The sequence below is a fragment of the Nibribacter koreensis genome (assembly GCF_039541795.1).
In the GTDB taxonomy this organism is placed as follows: domain Bacteria; phylum Bacteroidota; class Bacteroidia; order Cytophagales; family Hymenobacteraceae; genus Nibribacter; species Nibribacter koreensis.
This window is the reverse complement of the sequence record NZ_BAABGX010000003.1, coordinates 114506-131747: the sequence shown is the minus strand read 5'-3', so window position 1 is coordinate 131747 and position 17242 is coordinate 114506. Positions and strand designations below refer to the sequence as shown.

Here is a 17242-nt window from a genome sequence, read left to right as displayed (position 1 = left end):
ACGTAAGCATCAGGCGTTTTTGGGGTATTTTCTAGAAAACAGACTAGAAACGCTCGTCAGCAGAGAAGAAGAAGTCTCCTTCAATCTGGGCGTTCTCATCAGAGTCAGAACCGTGTACGGCGTTGGCCTCAACAGACTTAGCGTATTGCTTTCTGATGGTACCGTTCTCAGCCTGGGCTGGGTTGGTGGCGCCAATTAAGGTACGGAAATCCAACACGGCGTTGTCTTTCTCTAAGATCATGGCCACGATAGGGCCAGAGCTCATGTATTTTACCAGGTCACCATAGAACGGACGCTCCTTGTGCACCTCGTAGAACTTTCCGGCACGCTCCTCTGTCAGGCGCGTCTTTTTCATGGCTACAACTCTAAAGCCAGCCTCTTCCATCATTTTAGTGATACCGCCAATGTGGTTGTCCTGCACGGCATCTGGTTTAATCATGGTGAACGTTACGTTTCCAGCCATTTTTCTTATTATTTAACAGTGATTGACTAATTGAGACGCAAAATTAGCACAATTTGGTAAAAGTCTTTGTTCTGCCTGATAAATACCCCAAATGAGGCCTTTGTTTCCCTTGGGCTTTTATTTGGTTTGTACTTTTATTCTTCTGAATTTTGCATCTTATACCCGCATTTTTTCTGACGCGGGTGGAGCGTATACAATGCAACAAATCAACGAGCTACGAGAGCTTTTGCAATCGCCTAAGAAGATCATGATCACCACGCACCATAAACCGGATGCGGACGCGTTAGGATCTTCACTGGGGCTGGCAGGGTATCTAAAGAAAAAGGGCCACCAGGTAACGGTGATCACCCCCACAGACTACCCCTCCTTCCTTAACTGGATGAGCGGCAACGATGAGGTCCTTATTTACAGCCACCGCACAGACGCCCAGGCTAAGGCCATCATCAATGACGCCGAGGTGCTGTTCTGTCTGGACTTTAGCGCCTTGAGCCGCATCAATGAACTGGGCGGCTACATACGTGAGGCCAAAGGCACTAAGGTCCTGATTGACCACCACCTGGAACCAGAGCCCTTCGCCGAGATCATGTTTTCCAACACCAGCGCAGCGGCCACCGCAGAACTGGTCTATGAAGTGATTAGAGATTTAGGCGATGAAGAACTGATAGATACCGCCATTGGGGAGTGTCTGTACGCCGGCATCATGACCGACACGGGTTCCTTTAGACATGCCAGTACTACCCGTAACGTGCACTTGATTATTGCAGATTTGTTGCACAAAGGCGTAGACATCTGTAAGATTCACCGCAACATCTATGATAGCTACTCAGAGAGCCGCCTGCGCTTTTTGGGCTACGTGCTCAAAGACAAACTGACGGTGGTGCGCGAATACAATACCGCCTTTATTGCCGTTACCTCAGAAGAACTAAAGCAATACAACTCCCAGACCGGTGACACCGAAGGCTTGGTAAACTTTGCGCTTTCCATTGAAGGCGTGCGTTTTGCCGCTCTGTTCATTGACCGCACAGAGGCTGTTAAGATCTCCTTCCGGTCGGTGGGCGACATTTCTGTGAACGAGTTTGCCAGAAGTCACTTTAGCGGGGGCGGACATAAAAATGCTTCGGGCGGAATTTCTTATCTTTCGCTGGCCGAAACCGTGGAGAAGTTCCAGAGTCTGTTGCCGCTCTACGCAGAACAATTAGCCAAGTAACCAACCAAATAAGATTTACACTAATTAAACCGATGTTAAAAAAATCAATCTACCTATTGCCAGCCTTGGCAATAACCCTTTTTGCCCCGTCATGCAAGAACCTGGGCAATGACTCATTTCAGAAGACCGCCTCTGGCCTAGAATACAAACTATACGCAGCTGGTAAAGACGGTGATTATGAGGTAAAAGACGCCGCCAAAGTAGACACTACCAAAATGGGCAAAGTGATGACCTTTGAGATGGAATACCGCACAGAGAAAGACTCTTTGCTGTTCAGCACCAAAGACAACGCCATGCCTATCCAGATTAAACTGGTAGAGACGCCCAACAAAGGCAGCATTGAAGAAGCGTTCTTGTTGCTAGACAAAGGCGACAGCGCCGTGTTCAAGATCAACGCAGACACTTTGTTTGCCAAGACCTTCAAAGCACCACTTCCTCCGTTCATCAAAAAAGGAAGCTTCCTGACGTTCTTCGTGAAAGCGGTGAACCTGCAGACAGAGCAAGAGGCCATGGCCGACTATCCTAAAATGATGGAAGCGCAGCAGAAGGCCATGGAAGCCAAAGCCTTAAAGCAAGCGCCAATTGATGACAAGCTGATTCAGGAGTACATCAAGAAAAACAACTTGACTGCTCAGAAGACAGCTAACGGTGTATACTATGTCATCTCTCAACCAGGTACTGGTCCTAACGCTACTGCCGGCAAGACAGTGAGCGTACAATACAAAGGCACCTTGCTGAACGGCAAAGAGTTTGATTCTTCTGCCAAGTCTAACGGTGGCAACCCAATTGAATTCCCGCTTGGCCAAGGCCAGGTGATTAAAGGCTGGGAAGAAGGCTTGCAGCAGTTCAACAAAGGCAGCAAAGGCATCTTGTTGATTCCTTCGCCAATGGGTTACGGTGCCATGGCCCGTGGAGCAGACATGCCGGCTAACTCTATCCTTCGTTTTGACATTGAGTTGGTAGACATTAAGAACACGCCGGTGAACCCAGCGGGTCCTGCCGGTCCAGGTCTATAATCCTTAACATCATGCAACAGTTGGTAAGAAAAAGCGTGCTGTGGCAATTGGTTTTGTCTTTGTGTCTTGTCATGACTTTGCTGAGCTGCAAAGATGACACTAACCCATATGACAATTTTGACGCGGCCGCGCAAGCAGAGTTTGAAGACAAGCAGATCAAGGCCTACCTGCAGGAATTTATGGGCTTAACAGAAAAAGACTACACCCGCACCGCCTCTGGTCTTTATTATGTGGTTAAAACCGCAGGAAATGGTGTAAAACCGGTGAATGGCCAAGAAGTAGAAATGCACTATGTGGGCAGGTTTGTAAGTGACAGTCAAAAATTTGATTCTTCTTATGACCGCGCCAAGACGTTCAAATTTATTTTAGGCATTGGCAAAGTAATCAAAGGCTGGGATGAAGGTGTTTTACTGATGAGCAAAGGTGAAAAAGGACTTTTGCTAATTCCATCGCACTTAGGTTACGGACGTTATGGTAGCGGCTCCGTTCCTGGCAATACGCCTATCATGTTTGACGTGGAGTTGCTTAACTTCTAATCACACGTAAGTTTACAAAAAGAGGCCACCTAAACAGGTGGCCTCTTTTTTTGTATAATAACCCTGGCTTTCTGGCTTATCCCATTTGGATTGCTATTATAGTTGCTCTATCTAACCATGATAGCCAAAACCGCCCTTTGCTGGTGGGAGATTGTAGAAACAAGAGAATTGGCACATCCGTTTTTGGCTTATTTTCTAGAAAACAGCCTAAAAACGAAGTCCCTTTGGAAAGCGCCGCCTTCAGCCTACTCTACACTCAAGACCTCAGACAAGACCGCCAAAGACTTAATTTCGCCCAGATTGGCTACGTGTAGTTGAAAGTACTGTACCAATAGTTGAAGCAGTTCGCGGCGGGCGCGGCCGTTGGGAATGTTTGCGGCCACGCCATTGTGGAGCAATTCTGCCAGATACGGCTCCAGGCGCTGCAGTTGCATGACGCTGTTGCCCAAGGCAGTAGATCCGCCGGTCTCAAACGCAATCTGGCTAATGAGCTCATCTGCAGAAGAAACCCCGAAGCCCAGATACCCCGCCAACTGCAGCAGAAACGCCAGATGGAAGTTCTCAAAGCCGGCCGGGGCCTCATCAAAGGCAATGATGGCCTCATGCAGAAACTCAAACAGCGGCCTATTCTCTTCTTCCTCCTTCACGGTACGGGCCACCATCTCAGACAAGAACATCAAGATGCTGCTCTTCCTGATGTCATAGGGCACAGAGGAGAACGGGTGGCTGCACTTGTACTCTGAGATGCGCGTCAAACCACCCTTCGCCGAAGGGTACACCACCATGTCCAGCAAGGTGAACGGTTGGAACAAGGCTATCCTAGACGCACTACCCTTCTTGCGTACGCTGTTGACTATGTAGCTCTGCAGGCCCAGCTCCTCGGTGTAAATGCGCACAATAATGGAGGACTCCTTGAACTTGATGAAGTTTAAAACAATGCCCCGGGTCTTTATCAGCATGCCAAATGTGCTATAATTTCAAAACTGAACTTGTGGTTGTACGCCATGGCTTCAAGCTTGGCATTTTCAGGCTATTTTCCAGAAAACAGGTCAAAAACGAAAACCTGCGGTAAAGCTGCCATTTCTGACAACAGCTATTGTACGGCTATTTTGGTGGAACAGGTCTCAGCGCCATCATCAGAACCAGCCAGCACTACATACACGCCCGGTTTGGCTTTGTTACCCTTGTAGTCGCGGCCGTTCCAGGGGAAGGTACCGCCGTTGGACTTTCCTTCAAAGACCAGTTTGCCGCTGGCGTCTGTTATCTTCACCCAGCCGTTATTGGGCAAGCCCGAGATCCCAATAGAGCCCGCGTACCCCACGCGTACGGGATTAGGAAACACTTGCAGGCAGTCTTTACTCACAGCCTCAGTCTTGGTCGCAGCGCCTCTATACGCGGCAATGCCAGCCTCGGTGCCAATGAAGACTTCGCCGGTTGCGTGGTTGATGGCAATGTCTCTGATCTTGTCTGAAGGCAAAGGACTGTTCCTGGTGGTGAAGTTAGAAATCATCTCCTCGCCGGTTTCATTGAACAGCCACACGCCATTGTCAGTGCCAATCCATTTGCGATTGCCACCGTCTATGGCAATGCTGCGCACCACCTGGCCCTGCAGCAATGGTCGCCGTTCATAGATGGGCAGATAGGCATTGGCTGCGTTAGATGAAAACACGTCTGCCCCACTGCTGAACACGGCCACGCCTGCGCCCGTCCCTACCCAGATTTCGCCTTTGTTGTCTACGGCCAGGCTGTATACCTGCGGGCTGGGCAAACCACCCTCGCCGGCAGCGCCCAGGTAGCGGTACGTTTTATCCAAGTCATTGTAGACTACCAGACCCGCGCCCGGGGCATTGGTACTCACGGTGAGCCATTTATAGCCCTCGTTGTCAATCACAATCTTGTCCAGCGCATTGCTGAACTGAAAATTAAACGGATGTGCCTTCCAGGTGCCATCCGGAAGCAGTTCAAACAAACCTGCCGCATTGGCTTGTTGGTTTCTATTCACCACCCACAAATGGCCTTGCGGGTCTACGGCTAGACTAGTGATGCGCACAAAATCCTGATTACCGGGAATGGCGCTCCGTAAGGGGCTGTTGGTCTCATTATACAGCGTCACCTTGTTCAGTCCGTCCCATTCCAGGAGACCGCCGCCGTAGCTAGCCAGGTAGAACTTACCCGTCACGGGATTACGCACAGCCGCTACCAAGTCACGTACATTACTCGGGAATTGTCCACCGCTAAACCTGTTATAACTGGTCCACTGCCCGTCCTGGTATTGATAGAAGCCTGCGTTGGAGCCAGCCTGCAAGTAGGATTGGTTAAAGCCTCCGCCCAGCACCGTGAGGGTATTATTCTCAGCGTACAAACTAAACACATCCACAAAGGCCGGACCGTTGGGCGCGAAGGCCTGGGCGCTGTTGTTTTTGAGCTGAACTAGTCCATTCACGTAATCAGCTACCCAGAGGCTACCGTCCTTGGCCGGAATAGCCATGCGCGCCGAGGTGATGAGCTGATTTGTATAGACCGTGGCTTGGCCGTTGGCATTAGCTTCTACTACGTTGGGGCCACTGGCCAGCACCAGCCTCACGCCGTTGGTTTCAATGGCCGCAAACTGATTGTCTGGGGTAGAGAAAGGCGCTCTCTGCCAGGTATTGTTTTGGTATTGGTACAGCCCGCTGCCATTCACGCCCACATACACCTTGCCTTGAAAAGCCGAAATGGTTCTAGCATTGTCTGTGGCCTGGGCAGGCAAACCTTGAGCTGCGGTGAATCTTCGCCAGGCTCTGTAATCCAGCAAATTGGCGTTTTGGAGGGAGGTCGCCATCACGCCCATAGACGAGGTGATGAACAAACTGTCTTTGAGCACGGTGGAACTGTAGACTTGCACGCCCTCGCCCTGCGGGCCCAGGTTGGAATACGTGTCCTTTACCTCCAGCTTCACCAAGTCTACCACCACCAACCCGAAGGACGTGGATAGATAGGCCTTCTTCTGATGCGTATAGAGATGATGAATGGTCTTAACGCCCGCCAACTGCTTTCGCAACAGGTCCGTGATGTTCTTAATCTTGCCGTCCTGCACCAAGTCCAGGTTGGTGTTCTCATACGCTACCACCAGCGTCGCCGAGGCTGAGTCATAGCGCACGCTGCTTAGGTTCACGTCACTGAAACCATCGGTGCGGGTTAAGACTTGTAGCGAGTTGTCTTCTTTTAACAGCTTGAAGAAACCATCCTCCGTGGCGACATAGATGGAGGTGGGAGTTTCGGTGAGGGCCTTGGCGCGGTTGTTGGGCACGTGCAAGCGCCAAGAACCTATGGGCAGAGTAGAACTTTGCGCCTGCGCCGCGAAGGCTAACACCCAGGCACAGAGAAAACTCATCCAGAACTTCGCAGAAGAAAGCACCATATGTAAAGATACGCAGATTGCCTTCGTTTTTGGCCTGTTTTCTGGAAATCAGGCCAAAAACACTAGTGCCACACCAGCATGGACAAGATGCCCGTCACCATGATGCCTTTGCAGAGCCAGCTCAACTGGGCAAAGTCGCGCTTGCGGTCAGCGTAGAATAGTTGCCGAAAGAGCACCAAGGACGGCAACACCACGCCAATGAACAGATAGACTACCAACAGCTTGGACTCCCACTCATGCGCTATCACAAAGCCCGTAAATAACCAGAAGCAGAGCAACAGAAAGTACAGCACCCATTTGGTCTTGGGCAGCCCAAGAACAATGGGCAAGGTCTCACACCTAAAAGAGGCATCGCCCTGCACATCTTCCATGTCTTTGACAATCTCTCTAATCAAGGTCATCAAAAACGCGAAGATACCGTAGGCCCAGGCCGCTAGAGACGGCTGCCCCGCCTGCAAGGGCACCACCAGCACCATGGCTGCCGCCAGCAAAGCCACCGTCATGTTACCTACCAGCATACGCTTCTTCAACTGCGCCGAATAGCCCCACAATAGCAGTCCCGTGCCCAAGTACACCAAGCCAATGCGCCAGCCCAACAGCGTTCCCAAGGTGACACTGGCCAGCGACAGGTATAGGTGTAGCATCATGGCCTTTCGGCGGGTGAGGCCTTTGCCTACTATGATGCGCTCAGGCTTGTTGATGCGGTCTATCTTGAGGTCATAGTAATCATTGATGATGTAACCAGAGGCGCCAATGCAGAACGTAGCTAACAGCAGAATGCCAAACGGCCAGGTGAAGGACTTGGCCAGACTACGCTCCGGAAACACCAGGCATAGGCGCACTAGTACCTGCGTGAGTAGCATGATGACCAGATTGGGGAACCGAATTAGGGACAGGAGACTCTTCACAGCGCAGATAAACCCAGATAGGCGGGCAAGGTACGGCAAAGGGGCCACAAATGAAAAAAGCCCCTAGACCAGGGGCTTTTAGAAGAGTTCACAAAATGGGTATGCGCAAGCGGTAATTAGAGTTTCTTCACGTTTACCGCGTTAATGCCTTTTTTACCTTCTTTGGTGTCGAATTCCACTTTGTCATGCTGTTGGATTTGGATTCCGTTGAGGCCTGTCACGTGTACGAAGAAATCCTCATTGGTGCCTTCTTCGGTGATAAAGCCGTAGCCTTTAGACTCGTTGAAGAATTTTACCGTTCCTGTTTTCATAAGAAATTAAAAATTGAAAGAATGAATGATATTGTAAATATATGATTTCTTTCAAAAAAGCCAACTTTCTTTACAATAATTTGAAAACCAAGAACGTTAGTGGAAAAAATCCCCTCTACCAGCGCTTTTGTAGCTTCATCACCATCTCAATCAATTCTCTGGCGGCGCCTTTTCCTCCTTCGGCGGCGGCCACGTACTGGCTAATGTCACAGATGTCAATGGCCGCGTCTGCCGGGCACGCCGAGATTCCGCAATATTCCATCACTTCTAAGTCTGGCATGTCATCACCCATGAACACCACCGTCTCTGGCTCAATGCCATAGTAGTAGAGGTAGTTCTGGCAGGTATCCAGCTTATTCTCCACTCCCAGGTAAATGTCCTTGATGTCCAGCTGCTCCAGACGCTTGCGCACGCCCGGCTCATTGCGTCCAGAGATAATGGCCACTCGGTACCCTTTCTTAAGCGCATGCTTAATAGCATAACCGTCTTTGATGTTGAAAGACCGCGCCTGCTCTCCCGTAGAAAAGCACATGAGCGTGCCGTCTGTGAGAACGCCGTCTACGTCAAAAATGAAGGTGGATATGTTCCGGAAGTCTGGAAGCGCTTGCATGGCAAATCTGGCTAAAACAGTCTATTGATTGTCTCTCCACTCATACACCCAAGCGGCCTGGATCTGCTCCAAGTGACCCTCGTTGGCCTGCTCGCGGGTGCCTTCAAAGTTAGGCAAGGTCAGAATCCACTCCAGCAAGTCGGTGAACCTGATGCGGTAGATTTTGCTTTCACCAAACTCATCGCCAAACTTCTCATAAAGCGCCATGGCAATGTCTTCATGGTCTGCCCAGTTGATAGGCGGTTCATATGATTTATTCATAATTTCTAATGATTAATAGTAATGATTAATGACCAGTGACTAATGATTAATAGGCAATGAATATTGATGAATGACCAATGATTAAAACAAACAAAAGACTAACATGCTTTTGTGTTTGATCACCCACTGATTATTATTTATTATTCATTAATCACTATTCATTAAACCTAGTGTCCTAGGAAATCTTGCTTAGGAATGGTGATGACCAAGTCTTGGCCGCCTTGCACCACGCACTGGCAGGCAAGTCTGGAGTTGAGGCGCGGGTTGACGGCGCGGTCAATGAAGTCCTCTTCCTTGTCGGTGATTTCGGGGAGGTCATCCATCCCGCTTTCAATGTAGACATGGCAAGTACTGCACCCACAGACGCCTCCACAATTGTGCTGTAACTGTACGCCGTTGTTAAGGGCTACATCCAGCACAGACTCTCCTTCGGCTCCCAGATGAGTTTCATCTGGTTTCCCGTCTTCGAACTTATAAGTAATATTGACGACTTTCATTCTGGGGCAATGTTCATTAAGGGTGCAAAGGTAGGCATCCTGCGGCCCCTATCAAAACCAGAGGAGTTTTGTCTTCGGTATCAAGAAGGCAATCAGTCGTTTTTGGCTTGTTTTCCAGAAATCAGGCCATTTTCAGAAGCGGTGGTTTGAATGCTTCGGGTGAGGGTCTGGTACACTTGCTGGTACTGCGGGTTGCCGGCCAACAACTGCAGATGCGCCTGAATGGTATTCTTGTCATTGCGTTGCGCAGGCCCGGTCTGCACCGTGAACGGCGGAAACTGCCTGGCTTTCTCCAAGGTCTCCTGCATAAGCGGCTCCAGCAAATGCCCAGGCAATTGAGCTTTCTGCAACAACTCCTGCGCAATACCCCACAGATGGTTGGTGAAATTACACGCGAACACGGCCGCCACGTGCAATTGCTTTCTGGCCTCGCCCTGCAGGATTACTACCTGATTGCTTAACAGTCTACCCAGTTCCTGTAAAATTCTCTCGTTGTCTGGTCTTTCAGCTTCTACACAGATGGGGATGGTTTTCCAATCCACGGCCTTCTCTTTACTAAAGGTCTGCAACGGGTAGAAAACGCCTTTTCTTACTCCCGGAATTGCCTCAAGGACTTGCAACGGCTGTGCTCCCGACGTATGCGCCACCAAGACATTGGGTGGGAAAACCGCTTCTCTAGTTAACTGCTCCAAGGCTTGGTCTGGGATGGAAAGCAAATAGATATCCGCCGGCGGCGCCAGGGTGAAATCAACCTTAGTGATGGTTTGACTTTGGACTTTGTTTGCCAACTCTTGCCCGTGCGCCTCAGTGCGGCTGTATACCCAGACTATTTCTATACCTGCCGCTTTTAAGCCCATGGCCAAATGAGTACCTACATTGCCCGCGCCTATGATGGCCACTTTGGGTAAGCCGGTGGAAGTACTTGAAAGCGAGTGTGCGTCTGGTTGCATGCTGGAAAATAGCCTCTTTTTCTGAAAACTCGGCAAAAACAGGATTTGTAAATAGAAAGAGGGAGAACAGTTGCCTGCTCTCCCTCTTGTATCTCGTCACTAAAACCGCTTAAGCAATCTGCTTTTCACGGGTGGTAGTCTTTTTACCAGCCACCACTTTACCACCTTTGGTTTTGCCGTCATGGTAATGACGTACTATGGCCATGATAAACCCGATGGTCATAATGATGGTACCAATCCACAGGAAGCTGATGAACGGTTTCTCCATGGCCTTCAGGATGATGTAGTCCTTCTGGGTGGTGTTCACGCCAATGGTGATCTTGCCTTTCTCTGGATTGATGCTCAACAAGAACAGACGCATGCCCAGGTCTTCAATCTCCTCGGGGACCTGTCCTACCTGGCTCTTGTTACGGATGGCGTAGATAGGATGCGCGTGGTACGTACGGCGTTCGCCCATTACTTGCATGTCTGCTTGCACGGCAATGTCGCCCGGCTTCAACTGCAACAGCAAGGTGTCTTTGGCTGGCTCAATGCCGTTCAGCACCGCCACGTAGTCATTCACGAAGATGGTGTCGCCTATCTTCACTTCAAACTCTTTCAGCTCGCCCCACTCCTTCTCCTCATTAGGGTCTGGAATAGTAGACACGTGGGTGTACAAGTCTTTGCCCGGCATCATCTTCACGTCCGGCGAGGCCAGCAGGCCCATCTCTGGGTTCACCTGCGCGCGTGGGTAGAGCGTAAAGACTTCACCTGATTCTTTGTGTTTGTATTCCACCTGATAATACGTGTTCTCTGGAGACACCAGGTCTACCGTATCACCGGTGTTGTAAATAACCTCGTCACCGTCTTTCAATGGTCCGCGGGCTACAGCTTTGTACTCATCTGCCAATCTAAAGAGCATCTGCTTGTTCACGTGCTCAGAGATGTTGTCCACTTCTAAGTACTGGCCTTTGTAGGTCACAGTGTAAGGCCCCATCTGCGTAGCGTCATTGCGCCACAGCAACACGTTGTCCCGGTTAATGTCATCGCCAAACTCACGGGCATACACCATACCTGACATGTTCTTGGAGATGATGTTAGAATACCCCGCGGAGAACAAGATACCCAACAGCATTAAGGCAACCCCAATGTGCGCCACGGCACCACCGGCAATAGCCACTCTAGACTGCAAGAGCACAAACAGTACCCGCAGGTTACTGAAGAAGGCGTATAAGCCAGCCACCAACACTATGATATAAACTGGGTTGTTGATTTTCTCTGCAATACCCAGAACGCCCATCTTACCTAACAGCAGAATAAGCGCGGTGAATAAGGCGGTGAAGATGAACGGCAAGGTGAACACGTCAGAAATTTTCTCGCCGTTGTTCTGCTTGCGCCACCATAATAATTGACCAGTTCCTGAAAGAAGCGCGATGCCCACGCCCATCCACAACTGGAACTTGGTGTAGTGCGCAATCTGGTCGGCGGGTAAGGCTACGTTGGTTTTCACGCCAATAAAGCCCATGAAGGAATTGTATACCGGGATAGACGTAGTCACTAATACCTGGAAAGCGCCCAAGCAAAGAACGGCCGCGCCAATGAACACCCAGAACTCGCCGTTGTAGGTGGCAATCTCTTTTTCAGTGGCCGGGATGAACTTCCAGCGGTATACCAATAGCGCAATAGACAGTACTAAGAATGCCGCCAAATACGTGAACAACTGTCCTGACAAACCTAAGTCGGTGAAGGAGTGTACAGAGGCATTGCCCAAGATACCGCTACGCGTTAAGAAGGTAGCATACAGGATTAACAGGAAGGATGTGATGAACAAGATGAAAGTCGCGCGCAGAGCGGTTCTGCTCTTGCGGTAGGCAATCAAGGTATGAATGGCACCTATCAGCACCAGCCACGGAATGTATACCGCGTTTTCTACCGGATCCCAGTTCCAGTACCCACCAAAATTCAAGGTCTCATACGCCCAGTAAGCGCCCATCATGATTCCAAGACCCAAGATACCCGCGGCAAACAGGGCCCAAGGCAAGGCAGGCTTCGTCCAAGAAGAGTAGTCTTTCTTCCAGAGACCGGCAATAGCAAAGGCAAACGGCACCAAGGTAGCGGCGAAGCCCAGGAACAAAACCGGCGGGTGAATCACCATCCAGTAGTTCTGCAACAGCGGGTTCAGGCCGGTACCATCCTTAGGCACGAAGTTAGGGTCCATCTGGAACACCGGCGCGTCTGTCATGAAGTCCCGCATCAAGATAAACGGTGAGCTACCCAGTTTGAAGTCGCCTAAGACCACGCCCAGAATCATGGACGTCAAGAAAATCTGCACGAAGGAGAACACAGCCATCACCGGGCTTTCCCACTTCTTAGAATACTTGATTAGGATAAGTCCTAAGACCGCATGCCAGAAAATCCAGAGAAGGAACGAGCCTTCCTGGCCTTCCCAGAAGCAGGAAATCATGTAATGCACCGGCAAGTGATTGCTAGAGTGGCTCCAGGCGTAATGGTACTCGTAGCGGTGCTCGTAGATGATGTTGAACAGGGCAAAGATAATTCCCACCACGGCCAAAGCGTGCACAAAGAAAGCTCCCCGGGCCAGCTTGCGCCAAGATTCCTGATCTGCTTCTAAGCTGTTGAGCCTGGAAGCGAAGAAGTAAGCAAAAGAAGACACCAATGCGGCCACAAACGCGACAATCACACTGATATGCCCAACATCACCAATAAGAGTGTTAACCATGATGGTTAGTTAAGAATTAAAAGTTAAGAGTTAAAAGTCTATTGAGACTAACATCGCCCTTCCCTATCACTAAATTATAATCTTCAAATTTGAGAGCTAAGCCTGAGTGAAATCCACTCTTAACTTTTAACTCTCAACTTTTAACTAAAGGCTAGCCGTTTTGCCTTCGGCCTTGACTTCGTTTTCTGTGTATTTAGAAGGACACTTGAGCAGGATCTTGTCTGCCACAAAGGTCTTGCCCTGCATGTTACCGGTGATTACCACTTGCTCAGAACGGTCAAAGTCCTGCGGTTTGGGATTGTAGTACACCACTTGTTGCTCCACGCGGTTGGTGTCTACCAGCACGAAGGAGAAGTAGTTAGGGTCAATCATAGGGTCATATTGCATGCCTACAATGTGCCCTTTGGCGTCCTTCTTCAGGCGGCCCACCACGTGCACTTTGGTGTCATCGCCGTCTTTGGCGCGGGCCTGAGCCTCAGTGAAAGGCACGTACACGCTAGCGTCAGAGGCCGTAGACATGATGATGGTGATGGCCGCGGCGATAATCAGGATTCCGAAAATGTGTATTCTTTTCATGGTTGCAAGAGCTTGGACGGTGTTTTCCGCCTACCTAACACTACTTACTGTAAATTAAATCCGCAGAAGCGGCACTTTTAAAACAGCCTTAAAAAAAGGTTGTCGTTTTTGGCCTCTTTTTCTAAAAACAGCCCAAAAACGATTTTATTGCCTTAGTTCCCGCTCCAGTTTGGCTACTTTTCTATCCAAGGAAATCAGATAAAACAAGATGCCCAACAACACGGTCACCAACACAGCCACCACAATGTAAATCTTGCCATCCTGGCGCATCACATCGGCCATCTCTGGACCAGAAGTAGTAGCCGTGGTAGATGTGGTTTCTGTCTGGCTTTGCGCCATCAACGGGGTTCCGGCGGTAGCCACCCATGACAGGAGCACTACCAAAATCAATTTATACACTTTCATAAATGCGTTGCTTCAAAAGTTCAAGACGGGCTTTCACGGTCATCATCCAAACACCCAACAAGGTCCACCCTAGTACCGCTGGATAAAACACTACTCGTAGGCGAGCATCCAGGTCATAAGAGTTAAAGCCTGGGTTTCCGCCGTTGCCGGGGTGTAAGGAATCTGTAAGCCTGGGCAGGATGAATAACAAAGGAATCAAAGCCGCAAACGCGAAGATGTTGTACACCGCGCCAATTCTGGCACGTTGCTGGTAGTCCTGGAAAGAACCGCGCAGAATCAAGTAGGCAAAGTAAATCAACAGACCAATGGCCGAGGCGTTCTGCTTCGGGTCATTGCTCCAGAACTCGCCCCAGGTAAAGCGCGCCCATTCCATGCCGGTCACAATGCCCAGCACGCCAAAAAGAATACCAACCTTAGCCGCTTCTACCGCCATCACGTCATTCTTAAGCGACGGGGTACGGAGGTACTTAATGGAGTACACCACTGAAACCAGCAGAATCAGGATCATCCCGAACCACATGGGCACGTGAAAGAATAGGTTGCGGATGGTCTCATTCAAGATGGCCAGTCTAGGTACCTCGGTAAGCATCCCTCCCACCACGGTAAACAGGAGCAAGGCTATGGTCAGCCATTTCCACCAGGATAGTTTCATTCTTCTAGTTTAAACCGTTGCTTAACTGCGCCACAAATACGGGAACAGGATGTAAGAAACAGTGACAACAATCATATTAATAGCCAAAACAGTCAGGGCCTCATCCAAACTCAAGGAGCGGTCCAGGCCGTCAATGGCGTTCTTAGACATTCTAATCAGCATCAGGAGCATGGGCACCATCACCGGAAAACTCAGCACCGCCATCAAAGTACCCGTGTTGGATGCCTTGGCCGCAATGCCCGAAATCATGGTCAGCGACGTAGCAAACCCAACTGCTCCCAGCACAATGGCCGCCAGAAACATGGTGATGTCCTGCACCGGGTTGCCAATCACCACCGCATAGAACACAAAGCACAAGAGCGCCAGCACCAGCATTAGGGCCGTGTTGTACAGAATCTTAGCCAGAATCACGCCTTGCGGACTCACAATGCTGTAATAATAGAGCAGGCGTCCCCTGCTCTCCTGGGCAAAGCCCTTGGCAATGGCGTTCACGGCGGTAAACAGCAGAATCACCCAGTACAAGGCATTCCAGACCGGCACTTGCAAGCCGCCAAACTGCAAACTGAAGCTGAGGTAGCAAATGAACACCGTACTGCCCACGTACAGGAGCATGCCATTGAACGCATACTTCTGCCGCCATTCCAGCACAAAATCCTTTTGCATCAAGTAGATAACCTCTTTCAGGAGCACGTTTTTCTTCTTTGGGGCAAAGGTACAACACAAAACCATGGCGCAAGATGATTTCTGTCATTAATCACAGAGAGGCAGGTTGGTTTTTAGGTTACTTTCAGGAAATCAGGCGAAAAACGAGGTGGGTGGTGAATGGCTGGTTGGTGATTGTCAGTTGCTGATGGAGGGGTTCGGCAGCTTATATTGCACATTGCCTGCCGTGGTTGGTGTTGTCACCAATGACTGAGACTGCCGCTCCAATTGCCATTACTCTCTGGGAAAGACTTGGTGCACTTCCGTTGGCTGTTCTCTTGGCAATGCCGTCTGCTCCGGTGCGCACCACCTTTCTTGTTGCATTTTGTCCGCTAAGCGCTCAAGGCCGCGGGGCCTCGTCTTGGCCCTTCGCACTGCTGTTGTACTCTGGGCCTTTGGCCCCGCCCTGGCGGGCGACGAAACAACAGAGGCGCTCAGTACCAAGACTGGTTCTGGTTCCAGTCCTGTGTAAGCTGGATGGTTGGTTCAGGTGGTTGTAGGCAAAGTCCGTCCCTGTCGCTGCAGAGGCACGCGTGCCAAGGCACGGTTGTAGCCATCTGCTGTCCCGTGGGCATGGTTCAAGTCTTTGACTTGAATCCATGATCCCAGGCAGTTTTCAACTGCCCTGAAGCGCTGGCTTCAACCGGCGCATTACGTCCCCCTTTGAAGTCGAAGATCCCGGACTTGTTCCGGGAGGGGTAGGGGGATGACGAGGGCGCTTGCCTTGTGAACGGCCGTCGCTTAAAAGACCTCGTAGCGTCCAGCGGGACCTGCGAGCGTCTGCGCCAAAGACGTACAAAAGTCGTTGACTCCTCTTTTTAGAAGGGGCTGGCGGTGGTAATAAATCAGGCAGAAGAAAGCAATGCGTAGGAGACAAGGCAGAGCCTGGTCTCTACAGAAATTCGGAATTCACCATTAGTCTGTCCCCTGACAGACCGACGCGCATCTCCTCTCTACATTGATTTTCTTAGAAGACACGCCTCAGCTCTTCTTCCTCAAAGTGAAGGTACTGGGCTAGTCCGTTTTTAGCCTGTTTTCTGGGAAAGAGGCCAAAAACGGCCTGCACTGAATTACCGCTTACCGCACTTCAGCTTTGAAGACTTCGGCGTAGTGGTCTGCCAGGCGGGTGGGTTCTGGGAGTTTGTGCTTGATGGCGGTTTCCAGGGCGAGGGCGGCGGCAGTTTCCTGATCCATGAGATGACCCGGCGAGACGAACACGGGTTTCACTTTATCTTTAGTCACCAGCACCGTTCCAATCTGCTCCACTTTGCTCATGAGCGGCGAGGTGCTTCCTTTAACGGGCGCGGGTTCTTCATACTTGCCCGTGAGCACTTTCTTGGCCACGCCCATGGTGGGCTTGTTGAGCAACACACCCAGTTGGCTGGCAATGCCCAGACGCCGTGGGTGCGCAATGCCATGGCCGTCTACCATGATCAAGTCGGGTTTCTGTTGCAAGAGGGCGTAGGCTTTGAGCAGGTTGGGAGATTCTCTGAAGGCCAGAAACCCTGGGATGTAGGGCAACTCCACGTCGCCGTAATGGTACACTTTCTCTACCAGCTCCAGCTCTGGGTACTTGAGCAAGACAAACACAGACAGAATCTTCTCGCCAATAAACGAAGAGTCGCAACCGGCCAGCCATTTCAATTTAAAGTCTGGTTTCTGAATAATGACCTGTTGCCGCAATTCTTCTTGCTTGGCGGTAAGTTCTTTGACAAGGATAGGATCTGGAGCAGGATGTTGCGCGTACCAAGCCATTCTTAAAGAGTTAAGAATTGAAAGTTATGAGTTAAGAGTTTTGTCGTTTTTGGTCTGTTTTGGAGAAATCAGGCCAAAACTAAACCACTTTATGACTGTACGGCAACAAGCCCGTCAAGATATCTTAGGGTTTGGGAAAGAAGGGAGATTTGGCGCAATGCCTTTTTAAGCAGAAAGGGTTCCAGCTATAAAGAAAGCAGAGAAATTACCGCCGGGAGCAAGCGCTTTTCTAATTTGGTCATAATGTCCTTTCAGGATGACAAATGTGAGGAAG

At 50.2% G+C, this 17242-nt stretch carries 18 protein-coding genes; 3 read left to right on the top strand and 15 right to left on the bottom strand.

The window, feature by feature from the left end:
• Positions 1 to 43 precede the first annotated feature (43 nt).
• Entirely contained in the window at positions 44 to 463 is a 420-nt protein-coding gene (locus tag ABD880_RS16055) for a nucleoside-diphosphate kinase (protein ID WP_066508436.1), read from the bottom strand.
• A 196-nt stretch (positions 464 to 659) separates the two neighbouring features.
• Here ABD880_RS16055 and ABD880_RS16050 point away from each other — a divergent pair, with 196 nt between their 5' ends.
• From ABD880_RS16050 to ABD880_RS16040, 3 genes are read left to right on the top strand one after another with little or no spacing between them, the layout of a single operon-like run.
• Positions 660 to 1670, top strand: a complete 1011-nt coding sequence (locus tag ABD880_RS16050) for a DHH family phosphoesterase (protein WP_345168356.1) — start codon at positions 660 to 662, stop codon at positions 1668 to 1670.
• Positions 1671 to 1702: 32 nt separating this feature from the next.
• Positions 1703 to 2686: an FKBP-type peptidyl-prolyl cis-trans isomerase gene (locus ABD880_RS16045; protein WP_345168353.1), complete on the top strand. Its 984-nt coding sequence runs from the start codon at positions 1703 to 1705 to the stop codon at positions 2684 to 2686.
• A gap of 11 nt (positions 2687 to 2697) precedes the next feature.
• Positions 2698 to 3222, top strand: coding sequence for an FKBP-type peptidyl-prolyl cis-trans isomerase (locus ABD880_RS16040; RefSeq protein WP_345168350.1), 525 nt, complete (start codon positions 2698 to 2700; stop codon positions 3220 to 3222).
• Positions 3223 to 3467: 245 nt separating this feature from the next.
• Here ABD880_RS16040 and recO read toward each other — a convergent pair whose 3' ends face one another.
• The 14 genes from recO to nfi form a co-directional block, all read right to left on the bottom strand.
• Entirely contained in the window at positions 3468 to 4181 is a 714-nt protein-coding gene (recO, locus tag ABD880_RS16035) for a DNA repair protein RecO (RefSeq protein WP_345168347.1), read from the bottom strand.
• A 134-nt stretch (positions 4182 to 4315) separates the two neighbouring features.
• A complete protein-coding gene (gene porZ, locus ABD880_RS16030) occupies positions 4316 to 6622 on the bottom strand; it encodes a type IX secretion system anionic LPS delivery protein PorZ (protein WP_345168344.1) in 2307 nt (768 codons plus the stop codon).
• A 62-nt stretch (positions 6623 to 6684) separates the two neighbouring features.
• Positions 6685 to 7530: a geranylgeranylglycerol-phosphate geranylgeranyltransferase gene (locus tag ABD880_RS16025; RefSeq protein WP_345168341.1), complete on the bottom strand. Its 846-nt coding sequence runs from the start codon at positions 7528 to 7530 to the stop codon at positions 6685 to 6687.
• 116 nt (positions 7531 to 7646) lie between these two features.
• Positions 7647 to 7841 (bottom strand): cold-shock protein, encoded by a 195-nt coding sequence (locus tag ABD880_RS16020; protein WP_066508428.1) that lies wholly within the window; start codon positions 7839 to 7841, stop codon positions 7647 to 7649.
• Between the two features lie 115 nt (positions 7842 to 7956).
• Complete coding sequence (locus ABD880_RS16015; RefSeq protein WP_066508426.1) at positions 7957 to 8451, bottom strand: KdsC family phosphatase; 495 nt, start codon at positions 8449 to 8451, stop codon at positions 7957 to 7959.
• A gap of 21 nt (positions 8452 to 8472) precedes the next feature.
• Entirely contained in the window at positions 8473 to 8712 is a 240-nt protein-coding gene (iscX, locus tag ABD880_RS16010; protein ID WP_066508422.1) for a Fe-S cluster assembly protein IscX, read from the bottom strand.
• Positions 8713 to 8879: 167 nt separating this feature from the next.
• A complete protein-coding gene (locus ABD880_RS16005) occupies positions 8880 to 9209 on the bottom strand; it encodes a 2Fe-2S iron-sulfur cluster-binding protein (RefSeq protein WP_345168335.1) in 330 nt (109 codons plus the stop codon).
• A gap of 92 nt (positions 9210 to 9301) precedes the next feature.
• Complete coding sequence (locus tag ABD880_RS16000) at positions 9302 to 10159, bottom strand: Rossmann-like and DUF2520 domain-containing protein (RefSeq protein WP_345168332.1); 858 nt, start codon at positions 10157 to 10159, stop codon at positions 9302 to 9304.
• Between the two features lie 109 nt (positions 10160 to 10268).
• On the bottom strand, positions 10269 to 12878 hold the full coding sequence (gene ccsA / locus ABD880_RS15995; RefSeq protein ID WP_345168330.1) for a cytochrome c biogenesis protein CcsA: 2610 nt from the start codon (positions 12876 to 12878) through the stop codon (positions 10269 to 10271).
• 144 nt (positions 12879 to 13022) lie between these two features.
• Entirely contained in the window at positions 13023 to 13454 is a 432-nt protein-coding gene (locus ABD880_RS15990) for a cytochrome c maturation protein CcmE domain-containing protein (RefSeq protein ID WP_345168328.1), read from the bottom strand.
• Positions 13455 to 13598: 144 nt separating this feature from the next.
• A complete protein-coding gene (locus tag ABD880_RS15985; RefSeq protein WP_345168326.1) occupies positions 13599 to 13859 on the bottom strand; it encodes a CcmD family protein in 261 nt (86 codons plus the stop codon).
• Positions 13846 to 14511, bottom strand: a complete 666-nt coding sequence (gene ccsA, locus ABD880_RS15980) for a cytochrome c biogenesis protein CcsA (protein WP_345168324.1) — start codon at positions 14509 to 14511, stop codon at positions 13846 to 13848. Before ccsA (ABD880_RS15980) ends, ABD880_RS15985 begins: the two co-directional genes overlap by 14 nt.
• Before the next feature lie 21 nt (positions 14512 to 14532).
• Entirely contained in the window at positions 14533 to 15174 is a 642-nt protein-coding gene (locus ABD880_RS15975) for a heme exporter protein CcmB (protein ID WP_066512718.1), read from the bottom strand.
• 1116 nt (positions 15175 to 16290) lie between these two features.
• Entirely contained in the window at positions 16291 to 16968 is a 678-nt protein-coding gene (gene nfi / locus ABD880_RS15970) for a deoxyribonuclease V (protein WP_345168322.1), read from the bottom strand.
• Positions 16969 to 17242 lie beyond the last annotated feature (274 nt).

Bases quoted from the DNA above. Each gene is read 5' to 3' on its own strand.
- ABD880_RS16055 (WP_066508436.1), bottom strand. From the start codon at position 463: ATGGCTGGAAACGTAACGTTCACCATGATTAAACCAGATGCCGTGCAG.
- ABD880_RS16050 (WP_345168356.1), top strand. From the start codon at position 660: ATGCAACAAATCAACGAGCTACGAGAGCTTTTGCAATCGCCTAAGAAG.
- ABD880_RS16045 (WP_345168353.1), top strand. From the start codon at position 1,703: ATGTTAAAAAAATCAATCTACCTATTGCCAGCCTTGGCAATAACCCTT.
- ABD880_RS16040 (WP_345168350.1), top strand. From the start codon at position 2,698: ATGCAACAGTTGGTAAGAAAAAGCGTGCTGTGGCAATTGGTTTTGTCT.
- recO (WP_345168347.1), bottom strand. From the start codon at position 4,181: ATGCTGATAAAGACCCGGGGCATTGTTTTAAACTTCATCAAGTTCAAG.
- porZ (WP_345168344.1), bottom strand. From the start codon at position 6,622: ATGGTGCTTTCTTCTGCGAAGTTCTGGATGAGTTTTCTCTGTGCCTGG.
- ABD880_RS16020 (WP_066508428.1), bottom strand. From the start codon at position 7,841: ATGAAAACAGGAACGGTAAAATTCTTCAACGAGTCTAAAGGCTACGGC.
- ABD880_RS16015 (WP_066508426.1), bottom strand. From the start codon at position 8,451: ATGCAAGCGCTTCCAGACTTCCGGAACATATCCACCTTCATTTTTGAC.
- iscX (WP_066508422.1), bottom strand. From the start codon at position 8,712: ATGAATAAATCATATGAACCGCCTATCAACTGGGCAGACCATGAAGAC.
- ABD880_RS16005 (WP_345168335.1), bottom strand. From the start codon at position 9,209: ATGAAAGTCGTCAATATTACTTATAAGTTCGAAGACGGGAAACCAGAT.
- ABD880_RS16000 (WP_345168332.1), bottom strand. From the start codon at position 10,159: ATGCAACCAGACGCACACTCGCTTTCAAGTACTTCCACCGGCTTACCC.
- ccsA (WP_345168330.1), bottom strand. From the start codon at position 12,878: ATGGTTAACACTCTTATTGGTGATGTTGGGCATATCAGTGTGATTGTC.
- ABD880_RS15990 (WP_345168328.1), bottom strand. From the start codon at position 13,454: ATGAAAAGAATACACATTTTCGGAATCCTGATTATCGCCGCGGCCATC.
- ABD880_RS15985 (WP_345168326.1), bottom strand. From the start codon at position 13,859: ATGAAAGTGTATAAATTGATTTTGGTAGTGCTCCTGTCATGGGTGGCT.
- ccsA (WP_345168324.1), bottom strand. From the start codon at position 14,511: ATGAAACTATCCTGGTGGAAATGGCTGACCATAGCCTTGCTCCTGTTT.
- ABD880_RS15975 (WP_066512718.1), bottom strand. From the start codon at position 15,174: ATGCAAAAGGATTTTGTGCTGGAATGGCGGCAGAAGTATGCGTTCAAT.
- nfi (WP_345168322.1), bottom strand. From the start codon at position 16,968: ATGGCTTGGTACGCGCAACATCCTGCTCCAGATCCTATCCTTGTCAAA.